The organism is Acinetobacter corruptisaponis, assembly GCF_030053775.1.
Taxonomy (GTDB): Bacteria; Pseudomonadota; Gammaproteobacteria; order Pseudomonadales; family Moraxellaceae; genus Acinetobacter; species Acinetobacter corruptisaponis.
The window spans coordinates 2,514,917-2,531,681 of sequence record NZ_CP125669.1 but is presented as its reverse complement, the minus strand read 5'-3'; the positions used below and the strand labels follow the sequence as shown (position 1 = coordinate 2,531,681).

Below are 16,765 nucleotides of genomic sequence, written 5' to 3'. Positions count from 1 at the left end.
AAGCTTAACAATTCAGGAGCATGCTGTATATTGCGCTACCGCCTAGAACGACACTTTATGTCGCAAAACTGTTCACTTGATCAGCAGGCAATAAAAAAGGCACTCGAAAGTGCCATTTTTATTTGTATTTTCACTAGATCTCGATCTGGCTACCCAGTTCTACCACACGGTTGGTCGGAATTTGATAGAAGTCACTCACAGGGCTGGTATTACGTTGCATTGAGATAAATAGCTTCTCACGCCATGGCGACATACCATCCCCCACCGTATGCACAATGCGGTCACGTGAGATAAAAAAGCTCATCTGCATCATATCAAACTCAAAGCCAAGTTGCTGATACGCCTGTTCCAGTGCATTTGGAATATTTGGCTGGTCCTTGAAACCGTAGTACATAAAGATGCGATAGAAATGGTCATCCAGTTTTTCAACCTTTAAACGATCCTCTGCCTCCACATAGGGAATGTCCTGGGTATACACTGTCACCATCACATTACGTTCATGCAGCACCTTGTTGTGCTTGATGTTATGCAGCATGGCATGGGGAACAATGTTTGGCGTACCAGTCAGGAAAATCGCCTCACCTGGTACAAAATGGGTTTCCTTACTCATACCAATACTTTTAATGAATAACTCAATCGGCAAGGCATTGGTTTCCATACGGGTATATACAATTTCCCGTCCACGTTTCCAGGTCATCAATATCGTGTACACCACCACGCCAATCAGGATTGGCACCCATCCACCTGAGAGAATTTTTAATGAGGTTGAACCCACAAAAACCAGGTCAATGATTAGGAAAGGCACTGCGAATATCGCCACTTTCCAGAACGGCCAACGCCATACACCATAGGCCAGGGTGGAGATCAGGATAGTACCGCACAGCATGGTCATGGTCACTGCAACACCATAGGCGCTGGCCAGTTCCGCACTGCTTTCAAACAGTAAAATCAAAATCACCACTGAGATATAAAGTACCCAATTAATAAAAGGTAAATAAATCTGTCCTTGCTCTACATCCGAAGTATGGTAAACCGCCAAACGGGGCAAATAACGTAGTTGCATTGCCTGATTCGCCATGGAAAATACGCCTGTAATCACCGCCTGTGAAGCAATGACCGCTGCCGCAGTTGCCAGCCCAATCATTGGGAATAACGCCCATTCGGGCACCAGTAAATAAAATGGGTTTTCAATGGCCTTGATGTCGCGTAACAGCAAAGCACCCTGTCCTGCATAATTCAGCAATAAACAAGGCAACACCACAATAAACCAGGCCAGTTTAATCGGCAAACGCCCAAAATGGCCCATATCGGCATATAGTGCCTCGCCCCCTGTCATGGTCAGGATCACCGCGCCCATGGTAATGAACGCAATCACAGGCTGGTCAACCACAAAATGAATCGCCCAATAGGGATTGACCATCATCAGCACATAAGGGGTCTGGATGATGCTCCATAGCCCAATCAGACCAATGGAAACAAACCACAACAGCGTGATAGGCCCGAAGAACTTGCCCATGGTGGCAGTTCCGTGACGCTGAACCAGAAACAAGGCGGTTAAAATGCCCAGTGCAATCGGCACCAGCCATTGGTCCAAAGCTGGTGTGACCAAACTTAGGCCTTCAATAGCAGACAGGACAGAAATTGCTGGGGTGATAATGCCATCGCCAAAAAACAGTGATGCGCCAATAAAGCCGAGTGCAATCAGAAATATCTTATTTTTATCGGTAAATACCGTTGAGCGTAGATTCAGTGCCAGGAGCGACATGATCCCGCCCTCACCATTGTTGTCCGCACGCATAATCATCGATACATACTTGAAGCTAATGGTGAGGTTCATGCACCAGAAGATCAGGGAGAGGATTCCCAGAATGGTGGATTCATTAATCGCAACATGCCCTGTAACAAAACATTGCCGTATTGCATAAAGCGGACTCGTTCCAATATCTCCAAATACGACCCCTAAGGCTGCCAGCGTCATCGCAGGCAATGCGGCTTTTTTTGCAGTACTTTGCATATATTGTCTTCAATATAGAGCGTTATAGCGCAATATTATCACTAGCCAAAAAGTTTTTCTGCAAATCTATGCTGTAACAACTTGGCAGCTCGCTTTTTTTTGGTTACTATCGCACACCTTGGTGAGGTGTCCGAGTGGCTGAAGGAGCACGCCTGGAAAGTGTGTATACGTTTGCGCGTATCGAGGGTTCGAATCCCTCTCTCACCGCCAAGATTACTTTCTATGATATCTCATAGAGTCCTAAAAGCTTAAATCTAAAGGGTTTAGGCTTTTTTTATTGCCTTATGTTTTCCAATTGACCCTATTGAATCCTGAGATAGTTGGGGGATAATTGGGGGACAAAAATTAGATGTAAATAATCGTCCCCCAATCTGTACGGATATCATTCAAGTAGCAATACTCTGCTATGTGCAATCGCATTATGGGTTATAACGGTAAAATGACAGGTCATGGTTTCCGTGGGCTTGCTTCTACGATCTTACATGAGCAAGGTTATATGCATGATGCTATTGAAATCCAACTTGCACACAGAGTTAGTAATGCTGTATCGCAGGCTTACAACCATGCTCAACATTTAGACTACCGTATTAAGATGATGCAGGACTGGTCTGATTTTATTGATAGCTTAAGGGGGGGAAATCATGTCTTTACCAAGTCTTAAAACTTTTTGAGTTTAGGTTCACATCAAGATTAAATTGTGACCTAAACAAGCTATCGATACCAAATATATCGCATATATTTTATCCTGACGGCTATCGTATATTTATATATATGAGTTAAATCAAGTGAATTATCGTATGATAACTCTTTTAGATAAGCTATCAGTAAAATAGCCCTTGTTTTTTCATGATGGAATGATATGACCAGCTCAGAAAATAACCTCGAAAATGCGCTGATTGAAAAGTTGCTCGAGTTAAAATATACCAATAAAAACATTACTGACATAGACTCATTGAATACTCATTTCCGTGAAAAATTGATGCGCGTCGAGATAATTTCAGAAAAATTTCGAGATAATTAATATATTAATTCATTTCAATACATGAAAATGAATTTCAAATATTTATATTACCCAATCTTCTAAATCGCCAAGTTGACTTATATCTGACTAGCTTCTTGCCACATCGCTTTCAACTGTTCAACATTAAAATTTAGATTTTCATCTATTGCAGTAAACTTGTCTTGAATGTCATTGAACATTTCGAGTGTTTTACTAAATTCATAGAATCTCGCTTGCTCTAAGTAAGCCTTGTACATTGCGTACTTATCTAAATCTTCTAGCTTCAAATTAGGTAATAGCACTGCTATCGCATCATCAAAACCATATTTATTCAGCATGTAATGAAATTGCACTGGAATTAAATCAGGCATTTGACTGGCTAAACGATTTATAACCGCCTGCGCCTTGTCAACAAACTGTGCTGGTACTTTTATTTCGGCATTTTCAACCTTATAAATAATAAGTTGCTGAAACAGAGCTTTCCCAACTGTATCGAGATCAAGCCCATTTAAATCCAAAGTTGTTAAAGTTAAAACAGATGACATCGCTTTTATCCTTTAATTAAAATACCTTGTGTGCCATTCGCATAAACCTGTAAATAGTCTCCCGTTTTACAGTTATGGCCCAACAACTGACAATTGCCACTAATCTTTAGATATGTACCATCAGGGCAATTTGCTGGAACATTCCATTTTGAGATGTGTTGGGCATTCATCGATATTGATACAGCCCATGCAGGGTCTACAGTTGTGTCTTGCAGATCGTAAGCAGCTTCATTGATTTTTGGCATGAGTACGACATACATTTCTGTGGACGATGGCGGGATTTTCACAAGAATGTCATCATAGAACAGTACTGAAAAAGACTTATAATTCAATAAAATCTGCTGAATGTCTTCAATTGACATACCCATTGTCAATAAAGTATCGATAACCTCAGCTTCTGTTGTTACACCTAATCCCTGCATCAGTACATTAAGACCACTACCAAATTGCAGGGTTATTGGGGCTGTGCCATAAACTGCCAGATCGTAGACATCGTTACTTGAATCATTACTACCACTCTCCAATTTATAGCGGGTTTTTGAGAGCAAACCCTCATAGGGTGGGTTGTAGTGATCATCACCAGAGTTGTTGTAAAGTATGCCGAGATTCCGTGGAATTGAGTCCATAGTCCAGTTTTGAATTAAGTGTTTTTCAACAACATTCTGAATTGTATTTGTATTGTCTTTAAATATAAGTGCAAGTGCGTAGTCTGCATAATGGCTATAGTCAACTGTGACACTGCCAGACTGTGGGATAGTTCCAAGTTTAATGGCCGCATATTCTGTAGAAATGTTGTAGGGTGCATTTATATATGCACTTTGAGCTACATCCGCCTTAAATTGATTATTTACTGTGTCAATCAGTGCAGAGCCATTGACTGCTTCAAAATCAGCAAGTGTAATATTTTCACTTACATAGTTTGCAGGGTCTGTTGCATCATAGTCGAGTACAGTAATTCCGCCACCACCTCCACCAGTGCCCAAAGCATTCAATTTACGGACGACTTGACCTGTTGCAAAGTCACGTTGAGAGAAAGTCATATTAATATCCTTTTTTAATGTCCAATTGCAAACCAATCAAAACTTAATGTCCCCACCGATGTGTGCATCTGGAAACCAGTTGCATCAGATGAGTCATACCCGTGTGTTGAACTTCCTTGATTGTCAGTAATCTGAAGATTCAAAAGTTGAGTTGGAAATGGAATCGGGAATGTCACATCCAAACCATTTGATCCTTCCGCCTTTCCCCATTGCAAAATAAAACCATTTGGCAGTTGCGTATAGCCATTGATAGAATAGGAATATGCGCCATTAAAAAATGATTCGCCAACGGTCAAAGTACCTGTAATCGCTCCACCAGATTTATCTAATTTTTGAGTAGCTAGTGCAGCCGCTTCATTTACCCTTTCTTCAATTTCATTGTCAATTTTGTCATTAAGCAAATTATCACTAAAAATTCTTGCAGCTTGTTCATTATTAATTTGCTGTTGCAGTCCTGCATCGGCATCAGCCCGCCAGCCGTCAACTTGCCAAATTAGCTGTTGCAAGTTGTTATCAGCGTTAGTACGCCATTGCTGCTCTTGATCAAGTTTTACCTGAGTAGCAGCCGCCAAAGCATCAATATCAGCATTCGTTGCAAGCAACTGATAGAGCTGATCGCGTGCATTTGAGTTAAGCGCAACCCCGTTCATCTCAAGCAGATTGCACAGTTCTTCCTGAAGATGGTTCATAAAATCAGGTGTGAGATAAGTTGCATCCTGTCCAGACAAGTCGGCATTGTCATGAAAGCCTGTTTTTCCAGCTCCGTTGGCATTCGGACGAGCATTAATACTATCAATTCGCTTCATTAAATTGTCTCCAAATCATAGCGAATGAACGCTGGTAAGTAGTTATAGATAATACAGTCAAGGTCAGCATTAACAGGACTTTGCAGCTTCAGTTTGACTTTGTACCTGAGCTGCTCGGTATTGACTGGTGAAGTGCAAGGTGCGGTGCACTGCATCGGCTTATATGTCACAAGTTCAAAATCAAGACCAAAAACTGTTAAAAGTTGCTCGATATAAGCTCTATTGAGAACGTTTTTAGTGTTTCTGATCCAGTTGACGATTTGCAGACGTTCTTCAACCGTCTGAGCGACGTTGGTCTGGCATTTAAGTGGCAGACCATATTCATTTTCATACTCAGCAAGTAATTCAGGCGGAATAGATTCCAGCACGCTCAAAAGCCGCTTTGCATCAAGATCGGCTTGGGCCAGTGCTTTTGCATGTGCATAAACATCAGCGGCAATCACCGTGTTTTGTGCCGTGTCATAACCACCCGCAGGCAACAACTGGCGCAATACTGAAGCGTAGATTTTGGTGGTTTCTTCTAAAGTCATCATGCTCCACTCACTGCTAAAGTACCTAGGCGCAACCAGTAGGTATGCATCCAGTCTACGGTTGGCACAATGTTTGAGGATGGTGTCAGTGTGACATCCGTGACATTTGGCAATGCGATGATGCGAGCAACCAGAACGGATGCCTGATATGTCTCAGCTGGAGCAAGCTCTGCAAAGTAGTCCCGAATGACTTGCTCAATTTGATTGAGGTTGACACCTACACCAGCAACAATCGCCGAGACTGGTACAAGCTGCTCAGTCGGTGAATAAACTTTGCAATCGGCCCAAAAGCCTGCATATTCATCCAAGGCCGCTTGTGCAGTATCCAGCAATCCTTGACTGGGCAACGTTGGCGGATTGCCAACAGCAGTGATCGCAACGTCTACAGAACCAAGACCACGACGCTTTGGATAGACATAAACATCCTGCACACCTGTAACCGCTTTCATGAAGTTGACCAGATCAGCCGCACGGTCACGCGATAAACCTAGTTGCTTACGCTCCAATAAACGTGCACGCCAGTCTTCCAGTTCCTCTTGATCTGAACCGCCGCCAATGCTCACATCAGTGACAGTACCGTTCAGGCCAGCGGCTGGACTAATCCAGATCAGTGAGCTGCTCGTATTCCAGCTCGCACCGACCTGATCAGCTACAACATTGATGATGACAGGCACATTTGCAGTCAAGACCACATCAGTCACAACACTCCAGTAGTGACTTTTGCCATCCGTGACCTTGCTACCAGCAACAATGGTTATATCGACATTGGAAATTGCTGTACCCGTACCTGAAGCCTGAGTACCACCTAATCTTGGTGAACCAAGTTCTTCAGCATGTATATAAAGGTATGGCTCGTCAGCAGTGGCAATAAATAACTGTTTTTGAATATATGCCTGATGATGGTACAAACCTTCAACGACAGAAGCTGTACCATCTGCGCGAATACTCGCATCTGAGTCCGCTGGAACTGTTAAGCCTGTTTTATTGCGAATTTCCTGAACAATCAGCTCATGGATTTCATAAAACGTTTTGATCGAGTACGCCATATCAACCGCCCACTGTCACAAAATATTGAATGGTTTGCTTCTCACCAGTCAAACGTGTAATTTCAATGCTCAGGTCAATACGGCTTTTAATCGTCTGAGTGGTTGATACAATCAAGGACTGCAAACGTACAGGCACTAAATCAGCCAAGGCATCTTCAGCGTATTGCTTGACAATCTGAAGCATACGCGGCACATCTTTTGAGCGTTTCAACATATAGAAACGGCTTCCTAAATCTGGATCAGCCCAGTAACGCCCACGATGGATATTGAGGCGCAAACAAGCCGACTGAACCACATCATCATTAAAGGCAGCATCAAGACTGTTGAGCACATAGTCTTTGGTTTCTAAATTAATATTTCCCATTGTTTACTCCATTGGTGGAGCAGCTGGTGGACTGCTGCCATGTAGGTGAATGTTGTAAGTAACCCTCATTTGCTGCATTGAGCCTGTTTTGTCAGAAACTTCGCCCTCTGACTCAATATTTTCTGAAACCTTTAATCCGCCAACGATCTCAACGTTTCCAGTCATTTTTATGCCGTCTTGGTGTAGCAGTACCTGATGCCCAAACTGGTCATAAACCTGAACCGCACGCCATGTCTGTTGCATGACTTTGGGCGTATCGTCATCATTCTGAAAAAGCTTTTCAAAACGCTGTATGCGCTTAAATACATCACGCCATTTTGAAATCGCGGAAATGTTGGTATCGAAAGTTGCCAGTCGTGTTGCATCATCAATAAGACCGACTATCCAATCTGGTGACAGGACATTTTCTATTGCACCTTTAACAGTACCCAAGAACTGACGGGCTGCACTGATGCCATCGCGGATTTTATTGACGAAAGAAAAAAACTTGTTTGGATTGAACTGCTGTAGTTTTTTTAGCACTGACTGAAGTGCTGAAACTGGCGAATCAGGAATACTGTATAAAGGAATTGAAACAGGGACAGCTATAGGAATAAATAGCGGACGTTCCTTGTCTTCAGCCTGAATAAACTCAATTGAGATTTTGCATGCATCAACTTCTTCAGCGACATGACCGATCTGATAGCTTTCAGCATAGACTTGCATCACCCCATGAATAGGGTGGATCAGTTCACCCGATCCAGTAGCGACCAGAGCAGCCCACAGGGCATCCATTTCGATTTTATAGTTTTCGCCAGAAAAAACCGCATCAATACTGATCTTGAGTGGGTTGTTACCCATATCCTCAACAGAGGCTTTGTTAGAATATGGCGGCTGTTTGACTGCTAAGGATTTAGAACCAGATTCATTTGTAGATGTGCATTCAAACTGCACACCACGAAAGCTCGCATCCTGTAAATCATCTTTCCAGCCCATAACAAAAACCTCACTTTAGTGAGGTTTATTGTGCGAAAAACTAAACTTTTATATTAGGCGGAAAGGCTTCCATTTATTTTTGACCGTATGAGAGCAAATCAACTCCGTGTCGTTTTTCTTCCTTGGCAGCATGCTGTGAAATCTGGTCAACCAATGAACCACCATTGATATTCACCACAGGTTTATTCTGCTGGGTAACAGTAATCAAGGTACTCAGTTTATTTGACAGGTCTTTGCTGAGTTGGGTTTGTTCTTCGATTTTCTGATTCTGCGCTTCCTGTTGTGCAATCATTTCGTCATATTTTGCTTGTGATTCAAGGGCAGCTTGAGCGTTATCATTACCAAATAACGCAAGGGTCTGAGTTATTTTTTCACCAAGAAAATCATCAAATTTCTGGCCTGTTTCTGTCATCATGTACATATTGCGAATACCTGTACCAATGCCATAGCCAACACCACCAGCAATGGCTACCTGACCAGCGGTTGCCAAGGCTCCACCGCCAGCCATTGCACCTGCACCAGTTGCCACGCCAGCACCACGTCCAAGCAAACCACCCAATCCGCCTTTGCCACCAGTGGCTATAGCTGCAATACCAGCTGCTGCACCTAATGCTGCCACAGCGACACTTGCACCATAAGCAGTGGCAGCAAGATTCTCGTTGCCTTGCGCCCATGAAATGACCTTATCTTTTGCATTACCTAAAGATTCAGAAATAGCATCATATGCTTTGGATTGTGCAAATTGCTTTTCAGCCAAAACCAAATCATTTTTATAAAAATCTTTGGTTTGGTTATATGCAAGATTGTTTTGCATAATTCCTTGTGCATCGCCTATTGATGATTCTATAGTTTTTAATTGCGTTCTATTGGTCAAATGAGCTAGTGCTGATGCACGGGCCTCACGATCTACTAAAAGCTTACTAACCTCACTTGATTCTGCCATTTGTGACATCTGCATAAGCTTTTCACGTCTTTTCTGGTTGGCAAGATCATCATTTCCTTTTATTTGTGAGACTTCCGATTTAAGGCGTATCCAATTTTTATTATCAGTAAATTGCCTATCTAGTAATAAAGCTAAAGCCTCGATCTGGTCTATGCCTTTGGCTTTTGAATCTAATGCATATTGATTCCAATCGAATACAGTTTTTTTCCCATCTTTTTTAATGGGATCACCTTTTTTAATTGGCACGGACTTACCAACAGCATTTGCAAAATCAACAGACTGAAGTTTGTCATATAAATTCTTTAAGTTATTTCCCGCATCATCAGGCGCGGATGCCGTCAACATTGAAATCTGCATTGAAGCTAAAACTTTATTTAGCCCATCTTGTCCACCATAACCAGCTCCAGTTGCAGAGGTTAATATTTTTGGTAAATGTTTTGCCATATCTGGTATTTCAAAAGAACCTGCTTTACCAGCCATAATAATTTTATCGTAAGCCAATTCCATTTGCGTTTCAGGTATTCCATATTGTTTTAATGCTTTTCCTGTTTTTGCCATATCAACCACATCAGCATTAGCAGCAGTGGCAGCTTGATTGCTTAAAAGCAATGGTTTTTTTGCTGTATCCAAATCATATCCACCAGCAACAAATTCTCCTAATGCTGCTGACACATCCTCACGTTTACCACCCCCTTGACGAATAGAATCTTTCACCAACTGTTGAGCTTGCAAATTCAACTTATTGTATTGTTCAGGTGTTAATCTATTACTGCCAGCAGCGGTTAAAGCAATACCAGCCATTTGGCGATCATAATCACGAGGCTGTTGTAAAGCGCTAGAAACAATGGCTCCACCAGCTGCCACACCAGCAGTGATGGCAGCACCTTTTTGCCAGAGTGAGACAGTTTGCTGAGTCTGTTGATGTGTCTGTTTACTTGAAGACTCAACCTGTTTCATCCAGCGGGCAAGCTGCTGTGCAGACTGTTGCTGTTGTTGCATTAGACCAGTCAGACGTTGGACTGTTGCTTGTTGCTGTTTAAATTGCTGTGACTGGATACGGGTCTGGATGGACTGCTGGCGTAACACACCCTCCATCATACGATTTGTTTTAAGCAGGCCATCACTGGCACGGGCAGTCTGTACAGTGGCCTGAGTACCAGCCTTGGCTGTTGTCACAAACTTGGCCTGTGCCGAGCCGATCTGCGTCCACTGTTGGTTGATTTGCTTGGTTGCTGTGATCTGCTGGTCAGCAATCTTTTTCATTTCCTGACCAGCTTGCTGCCCCTTAATCTGAAGCGTCAATGAAACGGTAGAATTACTATTGCTCATTTATTTACTCCAGACTTGGGTTTTGAATGTTTACGCTCGGTTGCAACATAAGTCTTTGTATTTGACGATGGTGCTGCATGAGTATTCTGTAGCCGCTCATGCTCAAGTTTAGATTTCACACGCTGTATTAAATCTGTCTTTTCAGACAAAAATGCCAATGCATAGTGCATCGGCATTTTTTCAGCATCTTTCAAGTCAATGCCTGCCTGATGTAGCAAGGCGACTAGCTGGATGGGTTCTCTAAACTCTCGGCGCTGAGCTTTGCCAGCAACTGATAGTCAAGTTCTTCCAGCTTTTTATAGTTTGCTGATGATGTATCACGTAACATTTCATAAGTGACAGGGTATTTGTTACCTTTACTATCAATCAATTGAACCTTTACAACAAAATCATACAATGCCAAATATTCACCCTCTTTGGCCTTGGATCGTGCAGCAAATAATTCATCTGTACTGACATCGCTTAGCTCAATACTTCTACATTTGACCGCTTCATCCTTTACCAGCACAGTCATGGCTACAGCCAACATACCAACAACACTTAATCTCATTTTTTCACCTAAAAATTAGAAAGATTCTTTTAAATAGTCCATTGCGAACAATGTTAGATCACGCAACGTATCACCGTTTACGTCATAGGAATCACTGGCTGTAATCACATTACAGTCTGTGTAGGTTTCACGAAAACCACCAGTCGGTGATTCAATTGAAATACGGGCATCTTCCAGATTGTCCCAGTCAACAGTATCCTTGCCCTCTGGAATAACAACGGTACAGGTCAGGTCATAAAGCCTGATGCCTTTAGATTTGTATTTCGCTTTAAGTTGACGGTTCATCGTCGGGATACGTTTAGCACCTGTATTCTTGGTTGAACTAAACTTGGTACAGTCATATTCAGCGCCATCCACGCTCATTACAATTGTAGTAACTGCATCGTCAGCCATTTTGAGAGACCTCATAAAAACATGAGGCTATTGTGCAAAAACTATTTTCTTATTATTAGGCGGAAAGACTTCCATAAATATTAAAGCCTGCTATTGCAGGCTTTAAATGTTGATTCTAAAAGTTAATAAACATCAATTGTTCCAGCAATCACATGCATACCGCGCACCCAGTTCGCAGGGATTTTTGCATTGACCCGATAGCGATCCGTCTGATCAGCAGTGACGGTCAGTTGATCCGCATTGTCACGAACATCCTGCAAGATTTCTGCATCATCCAGCTGTGTCAGACGTTTCAAAATAATCGAACGAACGTTGCGACGTTGTGCTGCTGTATTTTTGCGACGACGCTCTTTTGCCAGATCAGCACGAATGACTTTGCGTGTATAGTCAATCACCAGCGCGCCATTGATGTCCAGCATCAGGTCATCATCAATACCAGAATCAGGGTTGATGCGATATGTAGACACAGCGCGAACAATCTCTGGCTTGCCATCTGCACCCGTTTCGATCATGCAGACACCGTGATTCAGTGCGGCTTCAATACGTTCAAATGTGAGCTTGTACTGATCTTCAACAGCAGTGATCCCACCGAGATTGACACCGTCAAATGGTACAGCAGGGTCATTAGAGTCAGCCAAAGCTGCCGCCATAGCAGCGGCCAGTTCTGGTTCTTGACCCATCGCACCATGATAGCAAACGCATACCACCCGATACGATGTTTCAACTGGCGCTTGTGCCGCAAACTCTTCTGCGGCCTCAACATCGGCAAAGGGAATGACCAAAATAGCTGGCTTTTGGTTGATCGCATCACTCACAGAGTTTAAGTGATCAATCCAAGCCGTTGTTGCTGTCAAGTCAACTGGTGGAGCAGACAATGCAATGATTGTATGGCCCAATGGGGCGATTGTTTCTTGAATAGACATTTTTAAAATTCCTCATTATTAGGAGCTAAACAGAAAGTTAAACTTCCGTCTTCGTGTTCAATAAATGTTGGATGAGGTGTGGTGCCAATATCCTTGTACACTGAATATCCGCCCGTACCGCCAATTGGTCTGCAACTTCCAACGTACCCCGTTTCAGGCTCAGGAATAGCTTGATCCCAAGCTTCATAATTTGAGTTCTCACAGACTGCGTTCAATGATGGAAAATAGTCAGTTGATCCAGATTGGTGATATATGGCTGCCTGTATCGTAGGTGCAGTAAAACCATTAGGTTGTTCAGGGTCATTCAATGGGATCAATTTGATACGATGTGCAACCGAATCTATATTTATTACTCCCATCCAGCCATCATCATGGGCTTCAAGAATATTTGAAAAATGATTCCGTATGTAATATGCAACGTTGTCACCATTCGTAGCATATCGTGTACCATCCAACTCAATATCCCATGACCCTCCAAAGCTACCAAAATGAATACTATTAATAGCTCCATCGCAGCTAATCAAGTTACCGCTGGGTACTTTCCCAAGATTTGCACATCCACTACACGGTTTGTCTTGATCGCTGCGGTGATCATACGTGCAGCCTCACTTGGTACTTCGCCACTCCCAAAAATTGACTCGGCTTGTGCTTTGTCATAAATCGAAATGGGCATGGCTGTTGTTTCTGGTTGATCATCATTGGTGATAAATAAAACTTTTTGAACATTGGCTGGCAGGCCCGTGCGCTGTGTGTTGATATTCACGCCCAGATAAGTGCCAGGTGTTTTTAAATTAGGAATAGGCATAGCTTAATTTTCCTGTAATTCAATTAAGTCAGACTCGTCTTTGATGCCATCGTCAGGCATAAAATGATAGTCAACATTAATACGGTGGATATATTCTTCGGTTGTTTCCTCTTCACGGTCACGATCTGAAGCAGTGATTGTGTATTGAGTCGTGAACTCTTGAGAAAGAACACTGATGGATTGAGCACTTGTCTTGTTATTGAAAATGGTTTTAGTTCGGCCAAGCTCTAACGGATCAAGACCAACCACACCAACACTGGATAGGTCATTGCCAATCAGCAATTTATGAACATGCTTGAGCATTAAATAAGTACCAATATCCCTATCAGTACCATGCCGCTGCGTTTCTTCATTTCGCAATGAACGTGCACCAACCAGCACCACAAAAGTGACTGGATACTCAGTCTTGTTGTGACTGGTTTTTTTTGGTGTACCTGAACCCTGAAACGCCACCCAGATTGCAGGAAATGTCTTTACCCAAACCAGCGTTCCATCATCAAACTCACCGCCATAGGTCTTGATTTCCCGAATCCAGTTCCATTTCTGACTTGTCACTTGTTGAGCCATCACATCCTTGATGCCTTGTTCAACAATGGAAAGATCGAGGTCTACCATCCACGACCTCCAAAATCCCGACGCCCCACAACGAGGGTGACATTGTTTGATGAGCTTTCAGTCGGAGCAGACTCACCAGCTGGTGAACCACCAAGACCCGTTTCACTCTTGGAAATGTCTTTCAGTCTTTTTATTGAAATGCCATATCGAATCGCAATAGGATCATTTTCAACAATCACATTGCAAAGATGATAGCGAGCAAGGTGACAACCAATACTGACGAGAAAAGGTGGAATGACCTGTAATGGCAGCGGATAACGCCCTACTAAAAATGAATCAATTTCACTATTTGCTTCCTCAAGGGCAGCATCTAATTTTTCATAATTGATCACATATTGATAAGGCTCTTCATTATCAGTGAGCTGAATAAGTTCACGCTCACCGAATTTCCGAATCATCGCATCTGCCGTTACATAACTCATCGCATTCAGCTCCTATCAGGTTGTACCAGTTGAGCCAACTGCAAGATGGGGCAAGCTGTATCCAGCTTCACCACGAGCTTCCACACCAAACAAATATTCACCACGTTTAAACACATCATCTGACTGAATATCAGTTTTTGACATAAGTTCAGGCTTCTGACGGTTTTGGTAAATAATCGGTTTAATGACTTTCTTGGTTGATAACAAATGCCATTCCGTATCAGTTGCCAAACCTGCATCCACCAATACTTCAGCATTGCCTTTGTAGATATTTTCAGTACCATCTGCAAATTTAGAGGCTGTCATTAATGACGTGGCAATGGATTCAAGTGCAGGTGGAACAACAAGTAAATCAGGCTTAATTTTTAGACTGCGACCATTTTCATCTTTTAAGCTGGTCATCATGGTTTTAGCTGCACCAAAACTTGCTTCCGCATCAGCTAAACTTGCCCATGACAATTTCTCGGTCAACTTATTGGAAAAGGTTGATTTGCCTTTATCACCAACAGGGTGATCCGTTGCATATAAAGTTTTACCGTCAAAGCATTTATTTTTAAAACCTGTGGTTAAAGCTTCAAAAACAATATCTTGGGGAAACTGTTTCGATTCTTCACCCATTGATGCAAAAATAATGGGCAGGCCAAGAATGTCACCGTCATCAATTTCATGCTTATGGACTGCAATCGTGGATTCAAAACTGCGGTTGGTAATGGTGTAACCATAACCTTCCAGACGTTTAATGACTTTTTCACCAATCCATTCACGCAATTTTGGAAATTTACCCAGCCAAGCATAATTTTCTGCTTTGCTCTTGGATGGAACTTCGGTAGCAATCCGTTGCCAAGTCGTTTCTGTTTCAGTGAACGCCTTATTAAATGTGGTCTTAAAACCTGTGTATAAATGTGCCAGCACCTGTTTTGCATTTTCAGCAGTAAATTTCATTATGCGATCTCCACCCAGACATGGGTTGTATATTCAGTGTCAAAACCCATGAAGCGACCAGCCACTGAACGTGTACCAGTGCCATCCGTTTTTGCCACTGTCTGGTTGTCTTCAATGTAAACCTGTGATCCAAGCTCAGCCTGAGTCACTGGATCGGTTGCAGAATTTGCAACAAGGAACTGTTTTTTGCGACGTACCAAACCAACTGCCGCACCATTTGCACCAGTGTTTTCTGCATCGCTTTCCCAAACGCCCACACACACTTGGTCATCACCGCCAACGGCAGCAGATGCCAGCGCGAAACCATTTGCCCCAACCACCGCAAACGTTCCCTGTAACACGATTGCTGAGGCTGCCAAGGCAACAGGAATCAAAATCCCATCACGGTATTCGGTATTAATTGGAGTAGTTGTTGCGGTCATTGTTATGCTCCATATTTTTCAACGTCAGCCGCACTCACACCCAACATTGAAAAGACATCATCTTTCAGTGGATCGGTCTGAGGTGTCTGCTTGTTTAAGTCAACAGTGGTGGTTTGCTTCTGAGTCAAGGCTGCAATTTTTGGCAAGCTTTCAATATGGGTTTTAATAAAATCAGGATTGGTTTTTGCCTGATCCTTTGCCCAGTTAATGGTTGCCTCACCAGTCAAGCGCCCATCACTACAAGCCGCCAGTATGAGATCATCAATCTCTTTGGCCTTGGCCTGAGCTGCTGATGTACTGGCCTGATTTACGGCTTCCTGATAGACAGCCATCGGTACAAACTGAGTAAGATCAGGTGTAGCCTGACTGTTTGCCGCCAGCTTAAGCTGTTCAATTGCAGCAATCGCGTCAAAAAGGTTTTGACTATTGGCAGCGAGTGCCACGCCAGTTTTTTCTTTAATCTGCTGCTGAAGCTTGCCAAGCTCTGCCAAGATTTCTTCCGCAGTTGCGGATAAAGGCAGGTTCAGCATCCAGCGCAATTGTTCTAGTAACTCATCCATTTCGGAATCCTGTGTTAAATTTTGGGCAAAAAACTCCTGTGCCGCAGCAGCAAGACGCGCTTCGGGCAAGGTGTCTAAATTCGGGGTATTGGTTAAGGCGAAGCTATGAAGTCCGAGGACTTCACCAGCCTTGTTGTAGAAGAAAACAGGCGAAGTGTATTTATATTCCTTTGCCGCAATATATCCTTTTGCTTTTTCTGTCCATTCAAAGATAGTGCTACATAATCCAACTCCATCAATATATTGGAATCCAGCAGGCTTCAGCCAACCAGATGCTGGTGCAGGATCACCAGACTCTTGAGCTTTTAAAGTCGCATGTTCATAGTCAACCACTAAGTCAATCGAACGCTGATTTAATGTGGTTGCAATTTGACGACCACGTTCTGGAGTAAGTTCCCAGTGTGGGGCATCGGTTGGACGACCATCAATACCGCGAAAGATTCCTTCAGGAATCAATACAAGGTATGGAGTGGTCGCATCAATGGCGAATGAGCACGCGGCTACTAATAAGGTCTTTTTCATGCTGACAGCATCGCACTGT

Annotated in this window: 20 protein-coding genes, 1 tRNA gene and 1 pseudogene; 2 read left to right on the top strand and 20 right to left on the bottom strand. The window is 42.9% G+C overall.

The annotated features are described in order from the left end of the window. Positions 1–133: 133 nt before the first annotated feature. Positions 134–2,014 carry a potassium transporter Kup gene (locus QLH32_RS12025; RefSeq protein ID WP_262443028.1) on the bottom strand — a complete coding sequence of 627 codons (1,881 nt, stop codon included), beginning with the start codon at positions 2,012–2,014 and terminating at the stop codon, positions 134–136. Positions 2,015–2,134: 120 nt separating this feature from the next. Between QLH32_RS12025 and QLH32_RS12020 the strand changes: the two genes are divergently transcribed. After that, a tRNA-Ser gene (locus QLH32_RS12020) sits at positions 2,135–2,224 on the top strand. A 179-nt stretch (positions 2,225–2,403) separates the two neighbouring features. Continuing rightward, a pseudogene (locus QLH32_RS12015) lies at positions 2,404–2,675 on the top strand (tyrosine-type recombinase/integrase); the annotation flags it as partial. Positions 2,676–3,112: 437 nt separating this feature from the next. Here the strand turns inward: QLH32_RS12015 and QLH32_RS12010 are convergent. The 19 genes from QLH32_RS12010 to QLH32_RS11920 form a co-directional block, all read right to left on the bottom strand. After that, positions 3,113–3,559 (bottom strand): hypothetical protein, encoded by a 447-nt coding sequence (locus tag QLH32_RS12010; RefSeq protein ID WP_283266414.1) that lies wholly within the window; start codon positions 3,557–3,559, stop codon positions 3,113–3,115. Positions 3,560–3,564: 5 nt separating this feature from the next. Next, on the bottom strand, positions 3,565–4,599 hold the full coding sequence (locus QLH32_RS12005; protein ID WP_283266413.1) for a hypothetical protein: 1,035 nt from the start codon (positions 4,597–4,599) through the stop codon (positions 3,565–3,567). A gap of 14 nt (positions 4,600–4,613) precedes the next feature. Next, complete coding sequence (locus tag QLH32_RS12000; RefSeq protein WP_283266412.1) at positions 4,614–5,405, bottom strand: gp53-like domain-containing protein; 792 nt, start codon at positions 5,403–5,405, stop codon at positions 4,614–4,616. Continuing rightward, a complete protein-coding gene (locus tag QLH32_RS11995) occupies positions 5,405–5,935 on the bottom strand; it encodes a hypothetical protein (RefSeq protein WP_283269330.1) in 531 nt (176 codons plus the stop codon). The genes QLH32_RS12000 and QLH32_RS11995 overlap by 1 nt, the downstream gene beginning before the upstream one ends. Next, positions 5,935–6,981 carry a baseplate J/gp47 family protein gene (locus QLH32_RS11990; protein WP_283266411.1) on the bottom strand — a complete coding sequence of 349 codons (1,047 nt, stop codon included), beginning with the start codon at positions 6,979–6,981 and terminating at the stop codon, positions 5,935–5,937. The genes QLH32_RS11995 and QLH32_RS11990 overlap by 1 nt, the downstream gene beginning before the upstream one ends. 1 nt (position 6,982) lies before the next feature. Beyond that, positions 6,983–7,345, bottom strand: a complete 363-nt coding sequence (locus QLH32_RS11985; protein ID WP_283266410.1) for a phage GP46 family protein — start codon at positions 7,343–7,345, stop codon at positions 6,983–6,985. Positions 7,346–7,348: 3 nt separating this feature from the next. Next, positions 7,349–8,320 carry a DNA circularization N-terminal domain-containing protein gene (locus QLH32_RS11980; RefSeq protein ID WP_283266409.1) on the bottom strand — a complete coding sequence of 324 codons (972 nt, stop codon included), beginning with the start codon at positions 8,318–8,320 and terminating at the stop codon, positions 7,349–7,351. 73 nt (positions 8,321–8,393) lie between these two features. Further along, on the bottom strand, positions 8,394–10,592 hold the full coding sequence (locus QLH32_RS11975) for a phage tail tape measure protein (RefSeq protein ID WP_283266408.1): 2,199 nt from the start codon (positions 10,590–10,592) through the stop codon (positions 8,394–8,396). Then, positions 10,589–10,810, bottom strand: coding sequence for a hypothetical protein (locus tag QLH32_RS11970; protein WP_283266407.1), 222 nt, complete (start codon positions 10,808–10,810; stop codon positions 10,589–10,591). Before QLH32_RS11970 ends, QLH32_RS11975 begins: the two co-directional genes overlap by 4 nt. Before the next feature lie 5 nt (positions 10,811–10,815). Then, positions 10,816–11,142 (bottom strand): hypothetical protein, encoded by a 327-nt coding sequence (locus QLH32_RS11965; RefSeq protein WP_283266406.1) that lies wholly within the window; start codon positions 11,140–11,142, stop codon positions 10,816–10,818. A 15-nt stretch (positions 11,143–11,157) separates the two neighbouring features. Further along, positions 11,158–11,535, bottom strand: coding sequence for a hypothetical protein (locus tag QLH32_RS11960; RefSeq protein WP_283266405.1), 378 nt, complete (start codon positions 11,533–11,535; stop codon positions 11,158–11,160). Positions 11,536–11,657: 122 nt separating this feature from the next. Beyond that, positions 11,658–12,458: a phage tail sheath C-terminal domain-containing protein gene (locus tag QLH32_RS11955; RefSeq protein ID WP_283266404.1), complete on the bottom strand. Its 801-nt coding sequence runs from the start codon at positions 12,456–12,458 to the stop codon at positions 11,658–11,660. 2 nt (positions 12,459–12,460) lie between these two features. Beyond that, on the bottom strand, positions 12,461–12,817 hold the full coding sequence (locus tag QLH32_RS11950) for a hypothetical protein (protein ID WP_283266403.1): 357 nt from the start codon (positions 12,815–12,817) through the stop codon (positions 12,461–12,463). Positions 12,818–12,978: 161 nt separating this feature from the next. Then, on the bottom strand, positions 12,979–13,263 hold the full coding sequence (locus tag QLH32_RS11945; protein ID WP_283266402.1) for a hypothetical protein: 285 nt from the start codon (positions 13,261–13,263) through the stop codon (positions 12,979–12,981). A 3-nt stretch (positions 13,264–13,266) separates the two neighbouring features. Then, positions 13,267–13,878: a phage protein Gp37 gene (locus tag QLH32_RS11940; RefSeq protein ID WP_283266401.1), complete on the bottom strand. Its 612-nt coding sequence runs from the start codon at positions 13,876–13,878 to the stop codon at positions 13,267–13,269. Further along, the gene (locus QLH32_RS11935) at positions 13,872–14,300 is read right to left on the bottom strand and encodes a gp436 family protein (protein ID WP_283266400.1); all 429 of its coding nucleotides are present in this window, start codon (positions 14,298–14,300) and stop codon (positions 13,872–13,874) included. The genes QLH32_RS11940 and QLH32_RS11935 overlap by 7 nt, the downstream gene beginning before the upstream one ends. A 15-nt stretch (positions 14,301–14,315) precedes the next feature. Then, the gene (locus QLH32_RS11930) at positions 14,316–15,242 is read right to left on the bottom strand and encodes a Mu-like prophage major head subunit gpT family protein (RefSeq protein ID WP_283266399.1); all 927 of its coding nucleotides are present in this window, start codon (positions 15,240–15,242) and stop codon (positions 14,316–14,318) included. Then, the gene (locus tag QLH32_RS11925) at positions 15,242–15,664 is read right to left on the bottom strand and encodes a hypothetical protein (RefSeq protein WP_283266398.1); all 423 of its coding nucleotides are present in this window, start codon (positions 15,662–15,664) and stop codon (positions 15,242–15,244) included. The genes QLH32_RS11930 and QLH32_RS11925 overlap by 1 nt, the downstream gene beginning before the upstream one ends. A gap of 2 nt (positions 15,665–15,666) precedes the next feature. Continuing rightward, positions 15,667–16,746 carry a phage protease gene (locus QLH32_RS11920; protein WP_283266397.1) on the bottom strand — a complete coding sequence of 360 codons (1,080 nt, stop codon included), beginning with the start codon at positions 16,744–16,746 and terminating at the stop codon, positions 15,667–15,669. Between the last annotated feature and the right edge of the window lie 19 nt (positions 16,747–16,765).